Below are 23,184 nucleotides of genomic sequence, written 5' to 3'. Positions count from 1 at the left end.
ATGCGCGTGTGCCACGGTGCGCGCTGCCGTGGCGGCAAGGCCGTGTCTCCCGGTGCCCCGGTCGACGCGTGGGTGCGCTCGATCCGGGAGCAGAACGCTGCGGTGACCGCGATGGTGGCGCAGGTGCGCGGCCTGGGCCGCGATTTGCTGGCGGGCGACCGTCCGACAAGCGCGTGACTGGCCGACTGGGAGACTCTCGTCGAGGCCCGCGAGCGGTATGCCGCCGACCGCTGGCCGCATTTCGTGGTGCCGACCGCCGACGGCGAGCCGCTCACCGACCGGATGAACTCGGTGGGACTGACCTGCGAGGTCCCGCCGCAGCTCGTCGACCTTCAATAGCTTTTCGGGCTCCGCCCGCCTGTTCAGTGCCTCGTCGCCCTGCCCTGCATTGTTCTGGTTGGTCATCATGTTGGGCAGTCTGAGCCAAGCCCGGCAACGCCATCGAACGGCGACCGCCCCCGGCTACCTTCGGCGTTACATTCTGTTCATGCGTGACCACGGCGAATCCGGACTCGTTGCCTATCTCCCACAAGACGAGTGGCACCGAGTGCAGGGCACCGGGATCCCCGTACGCTTCGAACCCCGCGACGTGCTCCTGCGCCAGGGCGACACCACCCAGCACGTGCACGTGGTCCTCGCGGGCTGCGTCAAAATCGTACGATCGGAGAGCGACGGCAGCCGCGCGATCCTGACGCTGCGGGCCGCCGGAGACGTCGTCGGTGACCTGGCCGCCGTCGACCTGCAACCTCGGTCGGCCACAGTCACCGCTCTCACCACCACAGTCACCCGGCTGCTGACCGGCCCGCAGTTTCGGCGCTTCCTGACCCGGCCCGCGTTCGCTGCAGGCTTCGCCGCCTACACGGTGGGCAGGCTGCGCACCTCGGACGCCCAACGTGTGGCGCTGGCCGTGTTGTCCGTGCGGGAGCGGCTCGCTCGGGCGCTGATCCAGCTCGACCGCGAGAGCCGGCGTGCTGACCAGCGTGCCCTGATCCGGCTGTCCCAGGCGGAACTCGCGGAACTGGTGGGCACCTCGCGCAACGCGGTCGTTGCCGAGCTCACCGCCCTGCGCGAGGCAGGCATCGTCGCTACCGGGCGGCGCGAGATCACCATCGTGGATCCGGCGGCGTTGAGCTGTCGGTCACAGGGTTTTCGCCCAGAACTGGGCAGAGAACCGCGCGTCCCCGACTGACGCTGAGGGGGTCCCGTTCTCCAGGAAGGACTCCCGTGAATCACATCCCGTTCGCACGTTCGATCGATCTGCCACCGTACCGGGCGATTCTGGCCGTGGACGCCAAGGGTTTCACCGCCGAACCAGGCAGCGCCCAAGAGGCGATCAGCAAGAATCTCCTCGACCTTGTGGGTGACGCCCTCACCGGTGCCGGGATGGGGGCCGAGTGGGACCGCCCGGCGTTCCTAGGCCCTGCCGGTGATGGCTTCGCGGTTGGCCTCCCGCCGCGGGTCCTGCCCTACCTGGTGGACCCGTTCCCGCGCCTGCTGCAGGAACGCCTGGCGGAGCACAACCGCCAGGCTCGTGAACGCCTTCAGCTGAGGGTTAGCCTGCACGTCGGGCCGCTGCCGGCAGATCCGGAAAATCCTTATTGGACCGGCAACGGGGACTCGCGCAACGACACGCACCGCCTGCTTGATTCGGCGCCGGTGAAGGCTGTGCTCGCCGCTGCCAGTCCGCACGTGACATTTGTAGCCTGCATCTTTTCCGATCGCGTCTTCGAGGACGTCATAGCCGCTGGGTACGCCGGAATGCAGCCGGACCGCTGTCTCCCGGTCACGGCGACGGTCGACGGCAAGGCGTTTAGCCGACAGGCGTGGCTCTACATCCCGGAGGTCTCCGGGAACCTTCTCGGTGTGATGCCGGCTGAACCGCCGTCTCGGCCGATCGCTGGGGAGCCGGTGGGGCCTCTGATCTCCGGGCCGCGGGTGAAGCGGAACGACGGCCAGGTCGCGACCACGGTCGAGAGCATGACGCAGCATCGGGGTGGTAAGTGATGACTACCGACCCGATTGAGCCGGTGGATCCGGACATCGACGAGTCCTACGCCGACGACCTCGACGACGGCCCTTACATCGAAGAGAACAGCGGTCAGGCGGCCTCGCGTGTCGAGGGCGATATGGTGCAAAACGTCCACAACTGGCTCGGGCGCTACAAGGCTGCCCGCGAGCTTTCCGACGTTTTCGTTCAGGAGACGATTCGGACCTTCGTGGAGCGTCTTTACGGCCCGGGCGGACTGCCCAGGGAAGCTGCTGCCGCGATCCTGCGGGAGCGGCGCCACGTCCTGCTGGTGGCCGAACCCGGCACCGGTCGGCGGACCGCTGCAGTCGGGCTGCTCGGCGGCGTTCCCTCGCCTCGGCGGGAGATCCCGACCGACGACGATCAGCAGCGGCTCCTGCCCGTCGACGAGGTGCCTTGGTCGTCGTACGGCCCATCCGCCTACCTGCTCACGGTGCCGCCTGGAAGCCGCAACGGCCGGTTGCGTGAGCTTCTCATCGCCTACCGAGAGGCGGTAGAAAAGGGGGACTCGTACCTCGTCGTCCTAGTCGACCGCAAGAGCCTCGAAAGGCCCGAGGACGTTCCGGGCTTCACCGTCCTCACGGTCACCGCTCCTGAACGCGAGAAACTGCTGAGCCAGCTCCTGGACGACCAGCGAGCCCGCCTGGACGTGGACACACTGCTCAGGACTCCGCCGATACCGGCGATGCTAGAGGGTGCCACCCCGGCGCAGATCGCGAGGCTGTCCCACAGGATCAGAGCCGCGGCCGGGAACCCCCAGGAGACGCTGGCCGAGATCGCGGGCAAGTCGGTCCAGGCCTACCAGAACTGGGACGAAGAACTGGCCACCTGGTTCGAAGACAACGTCGATGCGCGGACCAGGCTCTTCCTCATTGCCCTTGCCTTCCTGCAGGGGGGACAGGCCACCAACGTCCTTCATGCCATGGAGAAGCTCGCCGAGAAGTTGTCGGAACCGGCGAACGTGCGCGGCGGCATCGGCGCCCCGGGGATCCGGCAGCTCGCCAAGAGCGTCCGCGCCCAGATCGACGACGAGCACCGGGTCTTCTTCACCCTGCCGTCCTACAACGTCGCGATCCTGCGCTTTGTGCACGCCGACCAGTCCAAGGCCTTCCGTACGCGCCTCTGGAGCTGGGCGTCCGACTTGCCGATGCGCCGTGGCGGTTCCCCGAACGTCCGTGTCGCCGGGCAGGTGGCCTCAGCCATGCTCGCCGTGACCCTGGCGCTTCCCGGGGCAGACGCGCCCGAAGTGCGTACCTTGACCGAGCGGTGGTGGGGGTACCAGACACTGCGACCGCTGGTTGTCGACCTGATGACGGCGGTTGCGCTGAGCCCTGAGGCTGGGGCGGCGATGCGCGGTCGGCTCAATCAGTGGGCCGTCCAGTCGGGAAGTGTGACGCTGCTTTGCGCGGTCGCGGCAGTGTGCGGCGGGGAGTTGGCAGACGCGTATCCGCAGGCGGTGTTGACCCGCCTGAACAACCTGGCCGGGCGGGGCATCGATGATGTCACTGACGGGGTTGTGGATGCTGTGCGGTCGCTCTGGGGCCGACCGCTGCACCGGCAGGCGACGTTGCGCCGGGTCGTCGACTGGACGGCCGCGCAGGACCGGCGGCACGACGTCGGGCTGCGAGCCTTGGCGGCGATTTCGGAAACTCGGGACAGGGTCGCCTTCCTCCTCGCCGAGCTGGCTGGCGACGCAGAACTGCGAGCTGGGCTGGTACACGCCTTCACGCTCCTGTTCACGGGCGAAGGGCCGCAAGGCGAATTCCGTGAGGCGCTCTTCCGCTGGCTGGATGCGGCGATCGAGGATCCTGCCTACGAGGACCTCATCACCGATCTGATGGTCCGCGCCGGCGGGATCGGCCAGGGTGCCAGCAGCCGTTTCGCCCGCATGTCCGACCTGCTGTACGACTGGCAGCCACTCGCCCGCGACGCCGAGGCGCCGGCCGCCCGCGAAGCGCGTGATCGGCTCAACGAGCGGCTCCACCGAGCGAACCCACTGGTCGCCCCATGAGCGAGAACTGGCTTGACCGCCTGGCGAGCCTCTGGCTGAAGCCCGAGGATCCCGCACAGCCGGTCACCTTTTCCGCCGAGCTGCCCAGCTGCCATCCACACGTAGCGTTCGATGCGACCTTTCAGGTCTTATGGCAGAGAAACGATCAGGCTGCCCTTTGGACGGTGCGGCAGAAGATCACGGAGTGGGCCGGCCAGGTGACCGCCAAATACAGCGTCACCCAGGCCGGCAACGCAGAGATCGAGATCAACACCCGGAAGGTCAACGGCGTCTGCGTCAAGCTGACGGTCACCCGGCAAGCCCGTATCGCAGCGGAATCCATCCTGGAGATCGACCGGCAAACCGCCCTCGAACGGCTGAAGCAGCAGGCCGAGCTCGAGCGGATACGGTACCTGCGGGAGAGCGTCTACTCCCGTCCCGACGTCGCCCGTAGCTATTGGCTCTACCACCACCCTGACCAGCCAGAAGAGCTACTCACCATCAACTTCGAGAAAATCGCAGAAAAGTTCGGGGATGTCGGCGAGTCCCGGTTCCTGGTGATTGCCAAGCTGATCGGTGACTTTCTCGGGCGGCTTGAGGACGGCGACCGCCGATATCTGCTCGGGCAGCTGGGGCAGCTCTTCTCCTCGTACGACCGGCCCGATCTGGCGGAACGATTGGAAGCCTCATGAGGGAGGCGGAACGAGCCACGCTGCAGCAGGCGAATGAGATGATCCGCTTCGCCGATGTGAAGGCGGCCGCCGTCCTGGCTGCCGCCGGGATCCTGGCCGGGCAACTACCGTCGGCTCACGGCTCTTGGGCCAAAGGCGCACTGCTCGTCGCCAGCGTCAGTGTCATGCTTAGCGCGTTGCTGGCGCTCTACACGCTGGCACCGCGGCGGCAGCTAACGACCGCATGGTCGCTCCACTACTACGATCACGTCGCTCGTCGGTACGGCGACGACCGCGAAGCCTTCATCGACGCCTGGGTGACGGCGACAGCCGACGAGGACGCGTTCGAACGGGCGGTCGTGGGTCAGATCTGGCTGCGAACCTGGTGGCCTACCGAAAGTTCACCCGGATTACCTGGTCCATCCGCGCGTTAGTGGTTGGCGTCGTGGCCGTCGTGGCCGTCGCTCTTACGTAAGACGTTCTCTCGTTCACTAAGCCCGTCTCGTCGACGACCTGTGTACATCGTTGGATAGCCACGCAGGTCGTCGCGGACAGCCTTCGCGCGCCAGGGGGCCGCCCCGACTGGTGTTGCGGTAACGCTGGCGGTAACGGAGATCGCTTAACGTGGGCTGCATCCCTCGGTCCCGTTACTGCGGAGGTGCAGCCGCATGGCTGTCTACAACTACCGCCTCGCCAACAGCCAGACCCGCTGGTTCTTCATCATCGACCTGCCGCCCGTCGCGAACGGGCGGCGCCGCCGCCAGCACAGGCGGCAAAGGTTCCCCAACCAGGTCGCTGCCCTCAAGGCGGAGCAGGACGCACGAGCCGCCTACGGCAGAGCGGACCTCGGAGCCGACGGCACCGTCGCCGCCGAGCTGTTGAGCAGGAGAGCTGTAAGCCGCACCCTCATTAGACTTGCGTGGCTCCAGCTTGCTTGTCGGGCCAGATTGACTGCGGAGCGTTGTGGGCTCCCGGGCCGACCACCACGAACGGCGCCCAGTGCTCCGGCCGGTTCGCAAAAGTGGTCGCCGCCCTAACCCGAGGCAGGCCCGCCTCTTCGGCAAAGCGGTTGAGCTGGTTGGTGGTCGAGTCGCGGAGCCAGTTCTGGGCGCGTGCCATGGCCGTTGCTGCGGTCATTGGCCCTGATCCAGTCTCCGGATCTCCCTGAAAGCGATACGCGTAGAAGCGACTGACCAGAAGCGGGGCGGAGCGATCCTTCAGGCTCCACAAGGTGCCGGCCACGGTTGCCGCGCCGGCGTACACCAGACCTGCTGGTAGACCGATAGCTTCGTCTGGCGCATGCGCGATATCGCTCATAGCGCTGTGACAGGCCGACGCGACAACGAGGCGCACACCGTCCAGCGGTCGTTCGTCGAACAGCTCCCGGAGCGTGAGCATGCTGTCGTCGGCAAGGACCAGGCCGGACCTCATCGGTTCCTCTAGGTCGAAGGTGCCGTGGCAGGCAAGGTGGACGTGGGTGGCTCCGGCCAGCTTTCGGATTAGCGTTGCTTTGGTGGCATCTGGACCGGCCAGCACGGCACCGGGCCCCGGAAACAGGCGCCGGACAGAGGCCGTCTCGGCCGCGGCGTGCGGCAGGGTGCCTTGAGTCGACGATGGCTGAGCGACGCCGATGAGTCGGGCGCCGGAGTGCTGCCCGTCAGGGCGTCGAGCAGCCAGCAGCGACCGGGCTGACGGGGTGAACGAAACCACGACGTCGTCCGAAAGGTGCCTTGTCTCGCCGTCCCGCCAGTATCGCGCAACGTGGACCGGAAGTACGCCGAGCAATCCGGTGGCCACGAGAATCACCTCCGGAATGTCGGCGTCGACAAGGCGATGTGCCACTTCGCTCAGGAACCGCTCGCCGAGCAAGTCCATGAGGCGGGGCAGCAGAGCAGGGTCGTCGGTCAGCGATTGGACCCCCCGCAGCGCATCAACCAGTTCGTCCTCGGTGAGCGCTCCGAACGCGGCCTCGACCAGATGACCATCCTTAACTAGCAGGGCGACGCTGCCGAACTCGCTTGTGATTAGGTAGATGACCGGAACACCAATGAGTGCTGCTTGCCGCGCGGCGTCGGCGGGCGGCAATCCGAACTCGGCGAATCCCGGCACGGCCCGGACCGCCTCGGTCGCGGCGACAAATTGAGCATGGGCGTCGGCCAGCCCACCTCGTAGCCGATGTCGTTCGTCCAAGTTTAAGGTGAAATTACCGCGTTGGTACGCCTCCGCCTCCATCAGACGCCGCGCGGCATCCCGAAATGCTATGGCTGCCCGCGGCGCGGCAGCATCCAGCTGCGCCAGACCTGAGCGGTCCCGTTCGAGGAGCCGCCCCAATTCCCGGGCACGGGCTCCCTCGATGAGGGTCACCGCCTCCGCTAGTTGCCCGGCGCGGGCGAGGGCGTACGCCGCCTCGCGGTGAAGCCCGGCGGTCCGGGTGAGGACGGCCTCCTGGCCGGCCGAAAGCACCGTGGCGAGATAGCGGGAGTCGGCGGCAGCGGCGGCCTGGCCCAGAAGGCGGGCGGCGCCCGGCCAGTCGCCGCGCCGCCCGAGTTCCCGGCCTTGCACCGTTTGGACTTGGCCCGCCTGCTCCTCCGGCATGACGGCGTTCGCTTGCTCGAGGAGGGCCATACCACGATCCAGGTCGACGGGCTTGTTCCGGCGGAACAGGGCCTGGGCCAGGGCCGTGGCTGACTCCGCCCACTCCGCAGGTGCCTCGCTGATCGGGCGCCCTGCAATGCTTTCCTCGTACAGCGCGATGATCCCGTCGTGGTCGACAGATCGCCGTTGGGAGAGTGCGTTGGCTAGGTTGTACCGGGCCCGGCTTGCCTCTACGGAGTCGCCCAGCAAGTGGAAGGTTTCGATGGTGGTCTGATACAGCGTGAGGATCTCGTCGGATAGAAACTCGATCCCACCAGGTGTCTGCGACAGGGTGTTGGCAAGGTTGCCGGCCGCCGCTGCATGAGCTGCGGGTGCCTCCTCGACGGGAAGGGACTCGAGTGCTTGTCGATACCAGTCGACGGCCTCGGTCCACGCGCTCATGTCGGACCGACGGGCGCTAGTAGCGAGCAGATCGCCTATAGCTGTCGCCGCCTCAGCGGCCTGGAAGTGTAGCCCGGCGATCTGGCATAGCTCGTACGACTGCCGCGCGTACAGCAGGGCGAGGTCGTGGTTGGCGTCCGGATCTCCAAGTTGACGCCTGCGATAGCAGTGGCTGAGATTGAGTAACACGGTCGACCTGGTTGCCGGGTCGTGGAGCATTTGTAGGGACTGCTCGACATGTCGGCGGGCGGATTCCAGGTTCTGGCTGTCGTCGGCCATGGCGGGATCGGACAGTGCCAGACCGAGACCGGCGAGTGCGGTGCCGTGGCCCTCGGGGTAGTCCTCGGGTGTGAGAACCATCAGCGCGGCTGTGTACCGGCGGACGGCACGGTCCAGGTTGCGCCTCCGATCTACGGGATATTCGAGGTACGCGTTCGCTAGTGCGACCATCGCGCGGCTCCACTCGGCGCGATCTACATTGCGACGCAACACCCGTAGGGCGCGCCGCAGAGCCGAGAGTGCCTGGTCCTTGTTGTACCGGAGATCAACGGTCCGCAGGCGTCGCCATGCAGTGCCTGCCTCGACGAGGGCACCAGCAGCGAGCTCTGGGGCATCGACTGCTTCTAGCAGGGCCGCCGCCTCTGTTGCCAGTTGGATCACCTGCTGGGCGTCGGACGATCGCTGGGCCAGCAACACCAGATAGCGACCGCGAACGCCGGGCAACGTGGCGGCCGGGCTCATCCCCACGATCCGCTTCAGAATATCGTTCTGGCCGTCCGACACGGCCAGACTGTGCCGTCTGACCAATGCTTGCAGCCCATCCGGGAGAATGGTTCCGCGGGCGAGTTCCACCACTGTCTGCCACTGGCTATCCGCGAACTCCCGTGCCGCCGAATCTGGGTGCTCGGCCATGCGATGCAGAAAGGCTGATTCGGACCGCAATGCGAGGGCCAGTCCCATGACGGTGCGGAGCTCTGGATGCTTCGCGATGAGACGGTCTGCAACCTCGTTCGAGTCGGCGGTGGCAAGCTGACGAACCGCAGCCTCAGTACGGACGTACTCGAGGATCTCGGCCACGTCGCGGACCAAGCCTTCGTCGAGGCCGCCGGCACACTCGTCGGCTAGCTTCGCATATCGGGCAGACTGGTGTAGTTCGCCGTGCAGTGCGAGAAGGTGCGCCGCGTCGTAGGCCGCCTTTGCTACGGCGACTGGGGTGCCCGCGGTGCGGGCGAGGCGAATCACCTCGTCGAACAGCGCCACGGCACCATCGAGGTCGTTGCCTGCCGCTCGAATGCCCGCAAGTATTTGGGTTTCGCGTGCTGCGGCTAGGTAGGCGCCGTGACTGAGGAACAATGTGCGGGCGCGCTCGGTGTACCTCTCAGCGCCGGTTTGGTCTCCCAACGCGTGCACCGCCGTGGCAAGGTCACCAAGTGTCCGGGCTTCGCCGAGTTCGTCAGCGTCGAGGCGATATGCCTCAGCAGCCCGGTGAAAGACGATGGCTGCCTCACCAGGCTCGCCCGCTTGGCGGCGCAGCTGTGCCTGGTGAGCCAGCGCCTTGGCTCGCAGGCCAAGGTCTCCTGCCACTTCCGCTCGCCGAGCGACCTCCTTGAATGCTTGCTCGGCACCCCGGGTGTCGGCCTGCATCTGAAGAGAGATACCTAGGTGGTGAGTGAAGACGAGATAGTCCCGGAGGTGGTCAGAACGGCAAGTCAGCGCGCGGCCGCGGTGGCTGAGATCCGCCAAAGTCACCCAGTCCTCGAGTCCAGCCAGGAAAGGCGTCATCGTCTGCATCGCCACTATGGCGTCATCCTCGGACAAGGTCTCGAGATCCTGCCGCAGTTGCGGCCAGACCTGTTTGAACCAGACCAAAACGTCGCCTCGAACCGACAACTCAGGTTCCCCGGCAATCGCTTGATACGCGACAGCCAGCAGCTGCCACAGTTCTGCTCGTTCTCCGGGCATCCCGCGGGCGCTCAGAACGTCCGGTCGTACGCTGCTAGGTCCTTGAAGCGACTCACGTCCAGCCAGTCCGTCCCGGTCGTGTTGACGGCGCACCCAGCGGCGCGAAGGCGCTGGGCGATCTTGTGAAGGCTGACGACCGTTCCGTCGAAGTGGATGGTGTTGATGCCTGCCAGATCGGAGATCGAGCGCAGCATGCCGATTTCGATGACGACCGTGCGATCACGTTGCAGGCCCAGGGCCATGCCGGCCTCCAAGAGGACGTTAGGGCGGACCTGGCCCGTGAGCTGGCTCTCGAAAGCTCGGTCACCCTTGTCACGCAGGCTCTCGTGCAGGATCGCACCGTCATCCGGAGTCATCAGGACGACGGCGGCTTGGTTGGTGTGAAAGGCTTTCTCCAAGACCTCGCCCATATAGGGGGAGGGCCGGCCAGTTTCCTGCACGATCTCCTCCCAGTCGAGCGGGTGTAGGTCGATAGCTTGCAAGAAGCTCCAGAGGGCCCTGCGGGCCTGGTCGTCGCGGCCGTGAATCACGAAGACATCGCGCGGGTTGGGCATCGGTTGGCATTCTCCTGTGGGGTGCGAGGTGCGCTGGAGACCGGTGAGCGTCCGGGCCCGATCGTCAGCAATTTCCAGGGTGGCCAGCTCATTCTTGAGGCCACGTCGGAGCCAGGTGACCAGAGCCAGGTCGTCGGCGAGCGGACCGGCGCTGCCGCGGGCGTCGGAGCCCAAGGCTTGACGCATAGCGGCTTCCGTGTTCTTCATGCTTAGCCGCATGTCGCGCAGGGCTGCCCGCCAGTACGCGATATCGGCCTGGATCTCCGGCAGGTCGCTGGGGCCGGCGGTGTTGAGCCGTTGCTGGACTCGGCGCATGTCGTCGGCCTCGTGCCACACTCTCAGCTGATGGCGTACCGCGGCGGCGTGCCGAAGGTGGTGGCCGAGCGGCGGCATTACCGGTACGCCGTTCGACCACGTCCAGTCGCTCAACCGGTCGTCGTGGTCCGGTCGAGCGAGGATCAGGAATGAGCGCTCCGGGCGGCCATCGGAGCCATGCAGGCCGGGCTCCCACAGTGCGAAGCCGCCCGTGGTCAGCATCCCGTCGTGCCACCAGCCGCCCGGTCCGGTGATCGGGAGATCGAGTGCCACCCCCTCCGCCACTCGTGGATCGGCCGAGCCAGATAGCTCGATCTTGCCTAGGAACAAGTACGCCGCCCCAAGGAGTACCCCCGACCACGGCCCGGCTACCGATCGCCATAGCCGGTACAGCTCACCCCAGCCGGGCGCGTCGGCCCCCAAGGCGCCGGGGGACAGCACCGTCGACAGGTTGATCATCGTGGCGAATCGGCGCAGGATCGCCTGGTACAGCACGTCGGGGTGCTGCTGCGCGGCCACGACGAGCTCTCCGCCACCAGGGTCCCGAGCGAGGTCGCCTAGCGCCACCGGCAAAGTCACCGGTAGCCCCGACTGCTCAAGCGGGACGGTCATGCCCAGCACGTCGTGGCAGCGCTGCCAGACCTCCCTCAGGTGCCCATAGGCCGCCTCGGCATATGGGCCGTCCCCACGGGCGAAGAGGTGAACCACCAGCTCCTGGTCACCTGCCGACGGACTCACCGCTGGGCTTTCTCCTGACCGGTCCGCCTCGGGGCGTCGAGCGTGTCCTTGAGTCCGGCCACCTTGTCACGGGTCTTCGGCGGCTGTTTGTTCGTCGCGCCGCTGTCCGCGCTCTTTGCCCTGGTAGGTCCGCTTAGCTCCAGGTCGGCTACGACCTGCCGAATCGCTTCTTCCTCCCCGGCCGAAAGGGTGACTTCCACCCGTCCGAGCAGCGTGTCGACGTAGGCCCAACCTGCGGGGTCGAGTTGCCACTCTTCCATGTCGTCCAGCACGTCGTGGAGGTCGTTCAACAGATCGGGCGGAAGCGAGTGGTCGGACATGCAGCCGATCGTAATGGCGTCTGGCATCCGGGAGCCGCACCGGCGGGCGGGGTGCGCGGTACCAGAATGGGCCAGTGGTTGAAGTTCCTCCGGGGGTAGCTGTACAAACCATCCCTGAAATTCATCAACCGCCTAGATGGACGCTGCATGGCGGTGGCGGCAGTCGTCTACCGATCGAGCTGTCGTCGCGGCGCCGCCATCCGAGGGCCGAAGCCGTCTCCCACGATGGACAGGCCGGCCCACGTGTGCGGTGGGACCTGCCCCCGCCCCGGGCTGCGCAGGAAGTCGATTTGCACCTGGCGAAGCGCGTCAACTGGGGATCGGCCGCGCGCCAGCTCCGCGTAGCAGGCGCCCAGCAAAGTTGCTGTCCGTGTCGTGGCGATGTCCACGGTGCCGGCGAGAACCCACCGGGCCCCGGCGAGCAGCGCCGCTGTCGGGAGGCCGAGCGGTTCGGCCGCAGCGCGTAGGTGGAGCCGTCCCGCCCAGCACGCGGGCATAAGCACCGCCTCCGGCAGGCGGCAGACGAGTAGGTCAGCGGCCGTCAGGGAGTCGCCGCCGCCGAGTTGCAAGGCTTGGCCGAGGCCAGTGACGGCCGTGCCATGCACGCTCAACAGGACCGCTGCGTGTTCCGTAGCACTGGAGAGGGCAGGCCGAACCTGGTCACGGGTCAGCATGGCGACATTCGGAAAAGCGCTCTTCAATGCAACCCTCTCCCGGCGGGTGCCGGGCACTGACTCATCCAGGTATGCCACCATGCCCGCCCCCGTGCGTACTGGACGCGACCGCAGGGCCGTCCAGAGTGCGATCGCCGGTACGACCGCGATGCGTGCCAGCTCCGCCAGGAAGTGTGTGCCTACCCGGATGGCGGCGACCGGCACCGGTCCCAACAGCCCGCCGGTGGAGATCACCAAGGGGGGCTCGTCACCCCGAACCAGGGCTGCGGCGAGGCCGGGCGGGATAATTACGGTGCCCAACGTGGCCAGGGCCTCGTCCTGGAACTCGCCAGCGAACCCTGGCTCCGCCGCGTGGTAGCGGTCGAGCCAGCGGCGTACGCCTGGTGGCAGCAGCACCTCGTCGACCAGGGTTGTGCCGTCGGGGGCCAACCAAATCCGGTTGCAGATTGTGGCTTCATCCTCGAGTACGTCGACCAGCAGCGCGTGCCCGCCCCTGGGGAGCGAGGCCCGCGTCGCGGCGAGGTCCACCGGCTCCGGCACCGCGCTGCGGCGCAGCTCGGTGGTGGTCAGCCGGTCGAGGCGGCGGTGCAGCTCGGGCAGGCGGCCGGCCTCGATGGGGGTACGCCGGGCCAGGGTGATCGCCGCGACGAGCTCGCGCAGTGCTGGGGAGAACTGGGCTCCTGCCCGGATGAACGCCGCCATGGCCTCCGCGCGTGCAGCGGTGGCCACGCGAAACGCGGTGGGTCCGTCTTCGTCGCGGGCGCTGCAATGCATGGCGAGGACGTACGCCTGCCGCGTGTCACGGTAGAACGTCTCGCGGTCGGCCGGATCACCCAGCCGCCGCCCGGCTTCCTCATTGAGCTGGAACGCCGCGACCGCATGCTCCTTCGCCTCACCCACGTCGTTCTCGAGGATGAGGTCGTACGCAAGCTGGTAATGCGCGATCGACGCCGCGCTGGGGTCATCGTCTGCGTCGAGCGGCAGCAGTGCCTGGCGGAACATCCCGATTGCGGCGGCGCGGTTGCCGCGGGCCCGCTCGACCAATCCCCATTCGAGGGCGGCCTGAGACAGGTGCCGGGAATCCGGGGCGTCTGCGAATGGCAGCGCCGCGAGCCGAACCTCCGAGGCGTCGAGATTCCCGGCGAGCCGGTCGAGGCGCGCCAGGAACAGCTCACTGAGAAGCCGGTTGCCTGGCTCGCCCGAGCCAAGTCGGAGGGCTTGATAGAGGCGCCGGCGGGCGTCCGCTTCTGCGGCGGGGTCTTCCGGTACGTCGAGCAGCCGCATCTGACCGAGTCGGCGGGCCACGTGGGCGGCACCGAGGCGGCGTCGCGCTCGCAGGTAGTCCGTGAAGGCCTGGCCGTACGCCCGTCGCGCCCCGGCCTGGTCGCCGAGTTGCTGAAGGACGGCTCCCAGCTCGCGTTCGGTGTTGGCCACCCCGATACGCCGGCCCAAGGCCGCGTACCGGTCACAGGCCTCGGCGAGCAGCTGCCGCGCCCGGTCGAACTCTTGCGCCAGCCGCGCTGAAACGGCCGCCTGGTGGGCCCAGTCGGCGCGCAACTGCTCAGTCCGAGGGTGAGAGGGGCACCGGGGCAGCAATTCAGCCAGTGCGTCGAGATGCTCGCGTGCCTCGACGAAGTGATGCTGTTGGTGGGCGACCGAAGCCCGCTGCGCGCGCGCCTGCCCGGCCCGCAGGTAGTCCCTCCGACTGGCGGCCAGCGCCCCAGCCTCGGCAAGCAGGGCATCGGCATCGTCCAGCCGACCTTCATAGCGGGCGAGGATTCCACTCTCCAGCAACGCCTCGCAGCGTAGATCGGCCAGCTTGGTCAGATCGGCCAGCTCTATCACCTCGGCGTACGCCTCGGCAGCCTCCCGGTGATGCTGCTCGGCGCCTAGCACCCACGCCCACTCCATCAGCACCTGGGCCCGTAGTTGCGGAGGCAGTTCCCTTCTGCCCGCCAGTGGTTCGAGCAATCGCCTGGCCGCCGCCAGCTCGTGAAGGTCCACGTGCGCGGCAGCCTTACGCACGATCGCGAGCAGGTCCTCGTCCACCGGACCATAGTGGCGCAACGCCATGTCCGTAGGGCATCTCGGCTGCGGGCGTCGCGGTTTGTGCTAAGCCCCTACGTCGTACTTCAAAGCGAGTCGAGAAACGCCTGTAGCTCCAGTCGGTCGAGTTCGAGGAACTCCCGCTGCGGCATCACGATGCGCAGCCGAGTGGTGAGCAGTCGCTCCCTGGACGCTGCCACGAACGACAGCACTATGAGTCGGATCAGCGCGAGCCGGTCCAGCGCGTCCACTCGTGCTAGCCCGGCGCCCACCACCGGCATGGCTAGCGGAGCCCGCTGTCCGTGCTCATACACCGCCACCCACAGCTGGCTAAGGCTCCGCCATAGCGCGTCTCCAGAGGACTGAGCGAGCAAGCCTGGTGTCATGGTGCTATAGGCCACGCCGAAATAACGTCGGCGCGGAGTACCGAGCACCGCTACAGTGCCAACCGGATAACGGCACAGCTTTCCGAACGGCTTGGCCGCCCTTGGTACCCGGACCGTGTGAGGCACGTTCGTCAGCGCCCGAGCCAGGTCGGCGTCCAGCGTGGCTACGTCGCCCTGGTAGAGTCGGCGCAGGAACTGTCCCTGCACACTGTTTGCATTGATGATCCGGTCCTCGTTAACGTCGGTATCAAACATATCGGTGAATCCGACGACGAGGTGCGCTTCCTGCTCATCAAACAGGTCGCCCGGCACGATCTCTATCCGACACCGCGGATGCCGGAGATCTCGGGCGACGGTTGGACCGGGGCGGGCGCGAGCGAGTCCCAATAACACCGATACCGCAGCGGCCGCCGCCGCCACCGCAATCTCGTGGTCACGAAACGCGGGCCTGTCCCAAATTGCCTGGTAGGACTGCAAAAACAGGGCGATCACGCCAAACGTGGCGAACGAGTGTGCCGCAAGCCTGCGCAGTCCGCGCCGTGTCACGACCCATCGCATGACATAGATGATGTCCGGCCGTCCTGCGTCATCACAATGGGCCGAGTGTCCCGCTGCCCTATCTTCGGCAAGTGGGCAACTCTGCGCTGGCGGATCTGAGGATGTAGAGCCGTCACTGATGGCGGAGGCAGTCTCACTACGAGGACCGGCGCTGCCCGGTCAGGTAACCGATCCGCGTTGCCTGCAGGGCGGTCGTGGGCGCAAGGGTGGCCGCCAGGCTGCAGTAGCACAACCGAAAGTCCTCTAACCGCTCGCGGGCCTACGAGGTCGTGGAACGCCTAGCTGTCCACCCCGGCGGTACACCGTGGGCCGTCACTGACGGTAACTTTATACGCCATGACCGCCGATCAGTTCGATGTCGATGGCCCGGACGAGTTCTCGGCGGTTATGGAGCTGGCCCAGCGGGCGCACCGCGATGGCGACGCCTCGACACTCGCCCGCGCGGTGCATCGGCTGACGGCGCTGACCGACCTCGGCACGGCGCCGGCCACCCGGGCTGCGGAACTTGGCTATGCGCTCTACCTGCTCTCCGAAAGGACCGTCGACCCGGGGCCGCTGCCCGCCGCCCAGCGGGCGTACGGCGTGGCCCTGGCTCAGGGTGACCATGCGCAGGCACCACTCTGGCGCACCCACCTCGGCATGTGCCTCGTCCGGGAGAGCGAGCGCACCCACCGGCCCGAGGCTCTCGACGATGCATTACCGCTCCTGCGCTCCGCCGCCGCCGACCTACCCGGTCACCTCGCCGCCCACGCCAACCTCGGGCTCGGTCTGATGCGTCAATTGGAACGTACCGGCGACGTCACACTGCTCCCCGAACTGCTCGCCGCAGCGCGGACCGCCGGCGACGCTGCTCTGCGCCTGCCATCGTCGCGGGCCCGGATCCTCAGCAACACGAGTAGCGCCCTGATGGCGGCCTGGGAACTCACCGGTAACCGGGACCACCTCGACGGAGCCGTCGATGAGGGCCAGACCGCCTGCGCCCTCGTACCCGCAGACGACCCCGCCGTACCCGGCTGCACGTCGGGGCTGGCACGCGCGCTCCTCGGCCGCGCCATCTTCACCGGTGACCGGACCTCGGCGGCGGAGGCAGCTCGCCGTCTGCGCCGCAGCCTGCGCAGGGTGCCGCCCGACGACCCCGACCGGCCGATCTACCTCAACCAGCTCGCCATCGCCGGCCGGCTCACGTTCGCCGCCACCGGTGCCCTCGCCGCCCTCGACGAGGCGATCCGCGACTGGGCCGACGCCGTCCGATTGCTCCCGGCCGGTCATCCCGACCGGGACGCGTACCGGGTGAACCGCGCCGGCGCGCTCCGGAACCGGTTCGAGGCGGTCATGGACACCGACGCGCTCGACGAGGCGGTGCGGGAGCTGGAGGAGGTGGTCGCCGGTGATCCGGAACGGCCCGCCCACCTCGCCGGACTGGCCAACGCGCTGCACCGCAAAGGCGTCGGCGCCAACGACCCGCAGTCGCTGCACCGTGCGGCGGACCTGCTCCGGGCCGCCGCCGCGCTAACCCCGGCCGAGCGACCTGAACACCGGGCACACCGGGCCAACCTCGGCGCGGTGCTGCTGGCCAGTGCCCGTTTCGGACCCGGCATCGACGAGGCCGTCCAGGTGCTCACCCAGGCGACCACCGGCATAGGCCCCGACGATCCAGAACTCGGTGACACGCTGCTCAACCTCGGTGCCGCCAGAGAGCTGCGGGACGGCCCCGGCGACCTGGAGGAGGCCGCCGCGACGTACACCCGACTCGCCAACACCCAGCTGGCGCCCGCGCTGTCCCGCGCCATGGCCGCCCAGAACCTCGGCCACCTGCGGGCGCGTGCCGCGGACTGGCCCAATGCCCGGAACGCGCTGGGCCGGGCCGTTGAGCTGCTTGACCTCGTCGCCTGGGCCGGCCTCGACCGTGAGGACCAGGAACGCCTGATATCACAATTCCCTGCGCTGGCCACCACCGCAGCCGCCTGCGCACTCGAACTCGGCGACCCGGACGGTGCCGTCGAAATCCTGGAACAGGGCAGGGGAGTGCTCTATGCCCAGGCACTAAGCAGATGGGCCGACACGGACAAGGTGCGCGCCAGCGCATCCGATCTCGCGGAACGCCTCGGCGCGGCCCACGACCTGATCGAGGCGTCGCACCGCAACGAGCGATCCGCCGTCTACGACCGGCACCGCGCGGTGCGGGAACGCGACGCAATCCTCGCGGAGATCCACCGCACGCCCGGCCTGGAACGCTTCCTTCGTCCGCCGCGCATCGGCGACCTGCGGGCCGGGCTCGGCCCCGGCACGGTCGTGATCATCAACGTGGCTGCTCACCGGTGTGACGCGCTCCTGGTGAACGGCACCTCGACCCACCACCTCCCGCTCCCCAACCTCACGAGCGAAGACATCACTCGGCATGCCGCGGCGTCGATCCGGCCCACCGACGCCGGCCTAATGGAGACGCTCGGCTGGCTCTGGGACACGATCGCCGGTCCCGTCCTCGACCACCTCGACCGGGTTGACCCCACCGGCCACGTCTGGTGGATGCCAACCGGCGCGCTCTCCTTCCTGCCGATCCATGCTGCCGGTCACGATGACACGATCCGTTTCGCGCCGCGTCGCGTCGTGAGCTCCTATGCACCCACGCTGCTCAGCCTGACGGCCGTCGGCACGCACCCGGTGCCGCAGTGGGCTGCAGTGGTGGCACCGGACGACCCGCACTGTCCGGGACTGCCCGCCTCGCTCCGTGAGGCGGACGAGGTACATCGCCGCCTCGGCGCAGCCGCCGAACTGGTGTCGGGACAGGACGCCACCACGCCCCGGGTACGGGACCTGTTCGCCGACGCCGACTGGGTGCACTTCGCCGGCCACGCGACGGCGGACGCCGCCCGGCCATCGGACAGCTACCTCACGCTGCACGATGGCCCGCTGCGGGTTCGCGAACTCCTCCGCCAACCGGCCGGGGTGAGGAAGTCACGTACCCTGGCCTACTTGTCTGCCTGCTCAACTCTCCAGGGCGGTGGGCGCCTACCGGACGAGAACATCCACATCGCGTCGGCGCTGCAACTGGCCGGATTCGCCCACGTCATCGCCACGTACTGGCCGGTTCCCGACTCGGTTGCGGGCCGCGCCGCACGGCTGATCTACGGAGGGTTGCACCATGGGCGGCCGGCCCACGCCGTGAACGCCGCCATCCTGGCCCTCCGGGAGCGATATCGGGGACGGCCGTCCTGCTGGGCGGCGTACGTGCACGTCGGGCCGGACGCCGAGGTCACTTTTCCCCCCACCGGATGATCGCCTCCCGGAGCGCCACGACATCCTCGGCGTCCGTGCCGATCGCCCGCACGAAATCGGGGAGCAGCCCGATGAGCATGGCGTGCGCGTCTGCCGCGTCCCCGGCCGTACCGGTCCAGTGCGCGAGTTCGCCGCGATAGAACAGCAGGTCCACATCGTCCGGGACAGCCAGCCGCGTCCTGAGCCTGACCAGCTCCGCGAACGCGTCGCGGGCAGTGGCGGCATCCCCGGCCAGGCCGGTCCAGCGCGCGAACTCCGCGCGCAGGTCCAGGAATTCCGGGTCGTCCGGTCCGAGCAACCGGGTCAACAGGGGCATCAAATCCGCGAACGCGTCCCGGGCCGAGACCGCATCTCCAGCCGCGCCTGTCCACCGGGCCAGTTCCGTGCGGTCGACCAGCAGCTCTGGGTCATCCGGTCGGGCCATCAGCGTCCGCAACGGCACCAGTTCCGCGTACGCGTCGCGGGCTGCGACGACGTCTCCGGACTTGGCTGCCCAGTACGCTCGGTTGGCGAATGCGACGAGGCTGTCCGTATCGGGTATCGGCCCGTAGGCGGCAGCGACTTCGCAGAGCAGCTCGTGAGCGGCAGCCGGGTCCCCCGCGTCCCCGGTCCAGCTGGCGAGGAACGTGGTGCCGAACAGCGTGCGGTGATGGGTCGGCCCGAGCAGTCGCCGCGTGCCCGCGACCACGGCCTCACCGATCACCCGCGCCTCGCCGAACCGCCCGTCCGAGGCCAGCGCGTCACCGACGAGCAGGCACGCGTCGGCCAACACATCGACCTGGCCTGGATCACCGCTCTCCTCGGCCGCGATCCGGAAGACGTGAGCAGCCGCGGCCGCCACCTCGCAACGCGGCGAGCGGATGATCAGTTTCGCCAGCAGCGCGACGTGCGCCGGCCGCTGACCCGAGTCTTCACCGTCGTGGTTGGCGAATTCGCGGATCTCCGAATCGAGCGACAGTTCCCCCGCCGCGGTCCTCTCGACCAGCGCCAGCCCGACCAGCCCGTCGATCAACGCCTCCAGATGCGGCCCGGTCAGGCCCGCGAACAGCTCCGATTCGGCCAGCAGCGCCGGGTCCAGCAACAGTTGGTACGGCACTGGCGCATCCGGCAGGACGCCGAACAGCCGCAGGAGCGTGTGCGCCTGCCCCAGCCCGTCGTCGTCCAGCCGTTCCAATGCCAGTCCAATCACGGCGTCCCGCCGCGGCCCCGCACCCGCCCGCATCAGCACCTCGGTCCGATACCCGGTGAAGGTGCCGAGCATCGGCTCCTCAGCACGGCCCTCCTGCGCCCTCGCCAGATAGGCACCGGCCAGCCGGCACAGCAGCGGCGCGCCACCGAGCTGCGACACCAGCGCAGCGGCCTGCCGCGGCGACCCGGCCTCCGGGCACAACGCGATCAACTCGGGCGGGGTCTGCACGGCTTCTCCATGTTGGACATGTAATCACCGACTGATGTGGGAGGAAGCCGCCCAGATGCTCGGACTTCGCGGGAAGTGCTGGCGCAGCCGCGTGTTGCCGTCAACGTGCACCACGGCGGCCAGCGCGGGGCGGCCCCGCTCTTCGCTGGTGCGGTCACCAGCATATGCGAAAGGTTTCACGCGCCGACGGGGTCAACGGCGTCAAGCCCTCCTCCGCCAGCAGGCTGGGAGCCAACGGGCGCCGGGCCTCACGCTGCTTGATAAGATCGACACGGTCCCGGATCTGTCTCGTCCCCGGGTTCGCCAGCAAGCTGCGGTTGCCGAGCGCCTGCAGGCCGTACTCGGCGCGGCGCTGCCGGGGGAGTGTTGCGACGACCCCTTTACTCGGCTGGTTTACACTGTCGGCGACCTGGACAAACTTGCGTGAGCATGCCGCTGGACCACCGGACTACTGGGGGTCAAGGGGTCGTCGGTTCGAATCCGGCCGTCCCGACGCAAGGTCAAAGGGCTGATCCGGAAATCGGGTCGGCCCTTTCGCCGTTGTGGGGACCAAGATCAGTCAAGTTGGAGTTGGCCCGGCGCAGCTTGACCGTTGGTCAAGTTTCAGGTGGCTACCGGAGTCATTTGCCGAATTGATCGTCCTCTGGATCAAGGTGGTCCGCAAGCGGGCAGCGCCGGCCCGGCCCCGGCCTGCTGGCGACCTCCGGCCGGCATCGGCCGGGCCGGCCGGCCAGACTGACAGACGCAGGATCTTTGAAGACCTCGGGGCTCCGCCCCGAACCCCAACCCTCCTTAGAGATGCCGCCACAGATCACCTCGCCGGGCACCACAAGGGCTACCAGCCTCCCGGGACGGGGACAAGGTGGAGCGCCCTACCGGACGAAAGACCTTGGCCCCGTCCCGGGAGGCTGGACGGTCTGACGACTGCCCGACGAGGAGATCCGCTCTACCCGCCCGGTACGGTTGTTGACCATGCAGCGGTTGGCGCTTTTCGATCTCGACAACACGCTCGTGGACCGTTTGGAAGCATTCCGGCGCTGGGCGGTCGAGTTCTGCGCCGATCGCGAACTGCCGGACGACGCGTTGGCCTGGCTGATCACTACGGATCAGGACGGGACTGTGCCCCGTGACTGGTTCTTCGGCGAGGTGACGGAGCGTTTCGGACTGGCATCGGCGGAAGACACATGGAGGCAGTACCGACGCCGGATGCCGGAGTTGGTGAGCTGCCGCCAAGAGGTGCTGAGATCGCTGACGCTACTGCGTGACGAGGGCTGGACGGTGGCGATCGTGACCAACGGCCAGGCCGACAATCAGTTGGGCAAGATCAGGCGAACCGGACTGGACCGATGCGTCGATGCCTGGGCAGTGTCCGGAGAGCTGGGTATCCGGAAGCCAGCATGCGAGATCTTTGAGGCGGCGGCCCGTGGGTGCGGCCTCGATCTGCTGCGCGGAGGCTGGGCGATCGGTGACAGCCCTGTACTTGATGTCGAGGGTGGCCGCGCGGCAGGACTTGCCACCCTTTGGGTCAGTCGAGGGAAGGAATGGCCGGCGGAACTCACCCCGCCGGACCGCACCGTCACGGACGTAGTGGCCGCTGTCGAGGTACTGCGAGGCGAGGACTCCGGCCTGTAGCTGTACAGCCATCCGTACAGCCAAGACCACCTGCTGACGCCGACGCCACCCGACAACGGCAGACGCGCCGACCAGGCACGCAGCTACCTGACCAGCCATCCGTCATCTTCTTCTAACCCCCAGGCCCGCAGTTCAGTCGAGCAGTCCCGGAACCCGCTCCTGAAGCTTGGACATCACCCGGGACAGCCCGGCGCCCAGGTCGTCGCCGTCCCACCGCACCAGTTCCCCGCCCAGGGGCTTGCCCCACACCAGCACCTTCCACCGGCCCCGTTCGCGTTCGCCATCCATCTTGACGATGGCGACTAGGCCGTGATTCCCAAGCTGGACCAGCGACTCCGTCAGGCACTCATCCAACCCCATAGCCGCGTATTCGATCACGACCGCTCCGGGACGGGTATCCGCATCTCGTCCGCAAGAGGTCGGTGGACGGTGGGGTGGTTCGCCTGTAACCGCCGACAGCAACGATCCCGGGCCACGACAGTCGCCGACGCAGTGAGTGGCCGAAGGTCCGAGGCGCCGGACCGGTGCGGACGCCGATGGACGGGGTGCGCAGAGCTCGTAAGCGAGACGTCGTCGCGCAGGGCCTACGCCTCCGTCGACCAGGCACCAACCGGAGCCGCCGCGGGCCTCGGCGGACCCTGGGGCTCTTGCCGAGAGCGCCTCACAACCGAGGGATTGTGACGTGCGCTGCTGAGCAGCAGACCGGGGCGAAGATGATAGCCCTTTGGGTCATCCATCAAGGGGCGTCGCCAAGGTTCAATGAAAGACATGGCCTTCCGGACCCTACACGCCGTCGTGATCGCATTTGCCAGTGCTTGCGTTGGTTTGGCTGGCGTTCTGACGTATCGCGACTCGAAATACGCGAGCGTCGTCTGGCTTGGGATGTTTGTTCTGCTACATATCTTTCTTCGGGCCCTTGATCGCCGCTGGATGTCAACATTTGGGCGCTTTCTGCAAGTGACGGGCCCGACTGGGGTCGCTGCGATGGCAGTCAAGGATGCCGAGGAGGAACTGGCTGAGATCCAGGAAAGGGTCGAGGCCGAGGTGGCTGCACTTCATGCCAGGGTGGAGACCGAATCGAGGGTCGCCGACGACCTGCAACACAAGATCGAGAGATACCAACGAATACTGGCACTCACGACCGATCAGGTAGAGATTATCGGCCGGTTCATGGCCGATTACCAGGCTAAGCGCGCCCGGCGCGACGTATGGATAGGGGTTGGGTTGGGCGCCCTATTCTCTATTCCTATCGGGATAGTAATCAATCTGGTCACTTAGGCCTCGCTCACTGTGCGTCGGGCTTCCCGCGAACTTAGGGTTCGCATGCGGCCATGGGCCAGGTCGGCGGTTGATTGCCGAATCGTCTTTTGCTGTATCAAGGCGCGGCGCGGGCGCGGGCGCCGTGACCCGCCCGGCGGGAAGCCGTACCGGACGCCTGCGGCTCCGGGGGGCGGAAGCCACCGACACCGGCGGGCAGCCGCACCCGCCGGCTGGCTACGTAGGCCCTGGTTACGGTCTCGTGTATGGACGTCTTCGTGCTCTGGCACATCCGGCACGCCCGCACGCGGTGAGGAATAGGGCGG

The 23,184-nt window shown here is 67.7% G+C and carries 16 protein-coding genes and 1 pseudogene; 9 read left to right on the top strand and 8 right to left on the bottom strand.

Features of this window, described 5'->3' with window-relative positions; genetic code table 11:
* The 6 genes from EAD89_RS30580 (at position 1) to EAD89_RS26640 (ending at position 5,121) form a co-directional block, all read left to right on the top strand.
* The gene (locus EAD89_RS30580; protein ID WP_158610781.1) at positions 1-177 is read left to right on the top strand and encodes a hypothetical protein; all 177 of its coding nucleotides are present in this window, start codon (positions 1-3) and stop codon (positions 175-177) included.
* Between the two features lie 310 nt (positions 178-487).
* The gene (locus EAD89_RS26660; protein ID WP_158610780.1) at positions 488-1,189 is read left to right on the top strand and encodes a Crp/Fnr family transcriptional regulator; all 702 of its coding nucleotides are present in this window, start codon (positions 488-490) and stop codon (positions 1,187-1,189) included.
* A 35-nt stretch (positions 1,190-1,224) separates the two neighbouring features.
* Entirely contained in the window at positions 1,225-2,004 is a 780-nt protein-coding gene (locus tag EAD89_RS26655) for a hypothetical protein (protein WP_121677638.1), read from the top strand.
* The gene (locus tag EAD89_RS26650; protein WP_147458878.1) at positions 2,004-4,037 is read left to right on the top strand and encodes a hypothetical protein; all 2,034 of its coding nucleotides are present in this window, start codon (positions 2,004-2,006) and stop codon (positions 4,035-4,037) included. Before EAD89_RS26655 ends, EAD89_RS26650 begins: the two co-directional genes overlap by 1 nt.
* A complete protein-coding gene (locus EAD89_RS26645) occupies positions 4,034-4,708 on the top strand; it encodes a hypothetical protein (protein ID WP_121677636.1) in 675 nt (224 codons plus the stop codon). The genes EAD89_RS26650 and EAD89_RS26645 overlap by 4 nt, the downstream gene beginning before the upstream one ends.
* Complete coding sequence (locus tag EAD89_RS26640; RefSeq protein ID WP_233579157.1) at positions 4,705-5,121, top strand: hypothetical protein; 417 nt, start codon at positions 4,705-4,707, stop codon at positions 5,119-5,121. The genes EAD89_RS26645 and EAD89_RS26640 overlap by 4 nt, the downstream gene beginning before the upstream one ends.
* A 475-nt stretch (positions 5,122-5,596) precedes the next feature.
* On the opposite strand, the gene EAD89_RS26630 is transcribed toward EAD89_RS26640, so the two are convergent.
* The 5 genes from EAD89_RS26630 to EAD89_RS30315 all read right to left on the bottom strand — a co-directional run bounded on the left by EAD89_RS26630 (position 5,597) and on the right by EAD89_RS30315 (position 15,276).
* Positions 5,597-9,685 (bottom strand): CHAT domain-containing tetratricopeptide repeat protein, encoded by a 4,089-nt coding sequence (locus tag EAD89_RS26630; protein WP_121677635.1) that lies wholly within the window; start codon positions 9,683-9,685, stop codon positions 5,597-5,599.
* A gap of 11 nt (positions 9,686-9,696) precedes the next feature.
* A complete protein-coding gene (locus tag EAD89_RS26625) occupies positions 9,697-11,262 on the bottom strand; it encodes a CATRA conflict system CASPASE/TPR repeat-associated protein (protein ID WP_147458877.1) in 1,566 nt (521 codons plus the stop codon).
* A 26-nt stretch (positions 11,263-11,288) separates the two neighbouring features.
* The gene (locus EAD89_RS26620; RefSeq protein WP_147458876.1) at positions 11,289-11,612 is read right to left on the bottom strand and encodes a CATRA system-associated protein; all 324 of its coding nucleotides are present in this window, start codon (positions 11,610-11,612) and stop codon (positions 11,289-11,291) included.
* 167 nt (positions 11,613-11,779) lie between these two features.
* Positions 11,780-14,335, bottom strand: a complete 2,556-nt coding sequence (locus EAD89_RS26615; RefSeq protein WP_158610779.1) for a CHAT domain-containing protein — start codon at positions 14,333-14,335, stop codon at positions 11,780-11,782.
* Positions 14,336-14,418: 83 nt separating this feature from the next.
* Positions 14,419-15,276, bottom strand: coding sequence for a macro domain-containing protein (locus tag EAD89_RS30315; protein WP_147458875.1), 858 nt, complete (start codon positions 15,274-15,276; stop codon positions 14,419-14,421).
* Between the two features lie 336 nt (positions 15,277-15,612).
* Here EAD89_RS30315 and EAD89_RS26600 point away from each other — a divergent pair, with 336 nt between their 5' ends.
* On the top strand, positions 15,613-18,552 hold the full coding sequence (locus tag EAD89_RS26600) for a CHAT domain-containing protein (RefSeq protein WP_121677629.1): 2,940 nt from the start codon (positions 15,613-15,615) through the stop codon (positions 18,550-18,552).
* Here EAD89_RS26600 and EAD89_RS26595 read toward each other — a convergent pair.
* Together EAD89_RS26595 and EAD89_RS31390 are read right to left on the bottom strand one after the other, a co-directional pair.
* The gene (locus tag EAD89_RS26595) at positions 18,530-19,969 is read right to left on the bottom strand and encodes a hypothetical protein (RefSeq protein WP_121677628.1); all 1,440 of its coding nucleotides are present in this window, start codon (positions 19,967-19,969) and stop codon (positions 18,530-18,532) included. The two genes, EAD89_RS26600 and EAD89_RS26595, sit on opposite strands and share 23 nt — an antisense overlap.
* A 154-nt stretch (positions 19,970-20,123) precedes the next feature.
* Positions 20,124-20,312, bottom strand: a pseudogene (locus tag EAD89_RS31390) (carbamoyltransferase C-terminal domain-containing protein); the annotation flags it as partial.
* A gap of 629 nt (positions 20,313-20,941) precedes the next feature.
* On the opposite strand from EAD89_RS31390, the gene EAD89_RS26585 reads away from it, so the two are divergent.
* Entirely contained in the window at positions 20,942-21,601 is a 660-nt protein-coding gene (locus EAD89_RS26585) for an HAD family hydrolase (protein WP_121677626.1), read from the top strand.
* A gap of 132 nt (positions 21,602-21,733) precedes the next feature.
* Here EAD89_RS26585 and EAD89_RS30575 read toward each other — a convergent pair whose 3' ends face one another.
* Positions 21,734-21,889 (bottom strand): hypothetical protein, encoded by a 156-nt coding sequence (locus tag EAD89_RS30575; protein ID WP_158610778.1) that lies wholly within the window; start codon positions 21,887-21,889, stop codon positions 21,734-21,736.
* Positions 21,890-22,585: 696 nt separating this feature from the next.
* On the opposite strand from EAD89_RS30575, the gene EAD89_RS31180 reads away from it, so the two are divergent.
* The gene (locus tag EAD89_RS31180) at positions 22,586-22,879 is read left to right on the top strand and encodes a hypothetical protein (protein WP_233579150.1); all 294 of its coding nucleotides are present in this window, start codon (positions 22,586-22,588) and stop codon (positions 22,877-22,879) included.
* The last annotated feature ends 305 nt before the right edge of the window (positions 22,880-23,184 follow it).

It is taken from the genome of Micromonospora sp. BL4 (genome assembly GCF_003667505.1).
GTDB lineage: Bacteria > Actinomycetota > Actinomycetes > Mycobacteriales > Micromonosporaceae > Micromonospora.
This window is presented reverse-complemented; position numbering and strand designations above follow the sequence as displayed.

Coding starts and splice junctions, on each gene's coding strand:
- EAD89_RS26620 (WP_147458876.1), bottom strand. CDS start 11,612: ATGTCCGACCACTCGCTTCCGCCCGATCTGTTGAACGACCTCCACGAC.
- EAD89_RS26640 (WP_233579157.1), top strand. CDS start 4,705: ATGAGGGAGGCGGAACGAGCCACGCTGCAGCAGGCGAATGAGATGATC.
- EAD89_RS30315 (WP_147458875.1), bottom strand. CDS start 15,276: ATGCGATGGGTCGTGACACGGCGCGGACTGCGCAGGCTTGCGGCACAC.
- EAD89_RS26660 (WP_158610780.1), top strand. CDS start 488: ATGCGTGACCACGGCGAATCCGGACTCGTTGCCTATCTCCCACAAGAC.
- EAD89_RS26645 (WP_121677636.1), top strand. CDS start 4,034: ATGAGCGAGAACTGGCTTGACCGCCTGGCGAGCCTCTGGCTGAAGCCC.
- EAD89_RS26650 (WP_147458878.1), top strand. CDS start 2,004: ATGACTACCGACCCGATTGAGCCGGTGGATCCGGACATCGACGAGTCC.
- EAD89_RS30580 (WP_158610781.1), top strand. CDS start 1: ATGCGCGTGTGCCACGGTGCGCGCTGCCGTGGCGGCAAGGCCGTGTCT.
- EAD89_RS26630 (WP_121677635.1), bottom strand. CDS start 9,685: ATGCCCGGAGAACGAGCAGAACTGTGGCAGCTGCTGGCTGTCGCGTAT.
- EAD89_RS26600 (WP_121677629.1), top strand. CDS start 15,613: ATGACCGCCGATCAGTTCGATGTCGATGGCCCGGACGAGTTCTCGGCG.
- EAD89_RS26585 (WP_121677626.1), top strand. CDS start 20,942: ATGCAGCGGTTGGCGCTTTTCGATCTCGACAACACGCTCGTGGACCGT.
- EAD89_RS30575 (WP_158610778.1), bottom strand. CDS start 21,889: ATGGATGGCGAACGCGAACGGGGCCGGTGGAAGGTGCTGGTGTGGGGC.
- EAD89_RS31180 (WP_233579150.1), top strand. CDS start 22,586: ATGGCAGTCAAGGATGCCGAGGAGGAACTGGCTGAGATCCAGGAAAGG.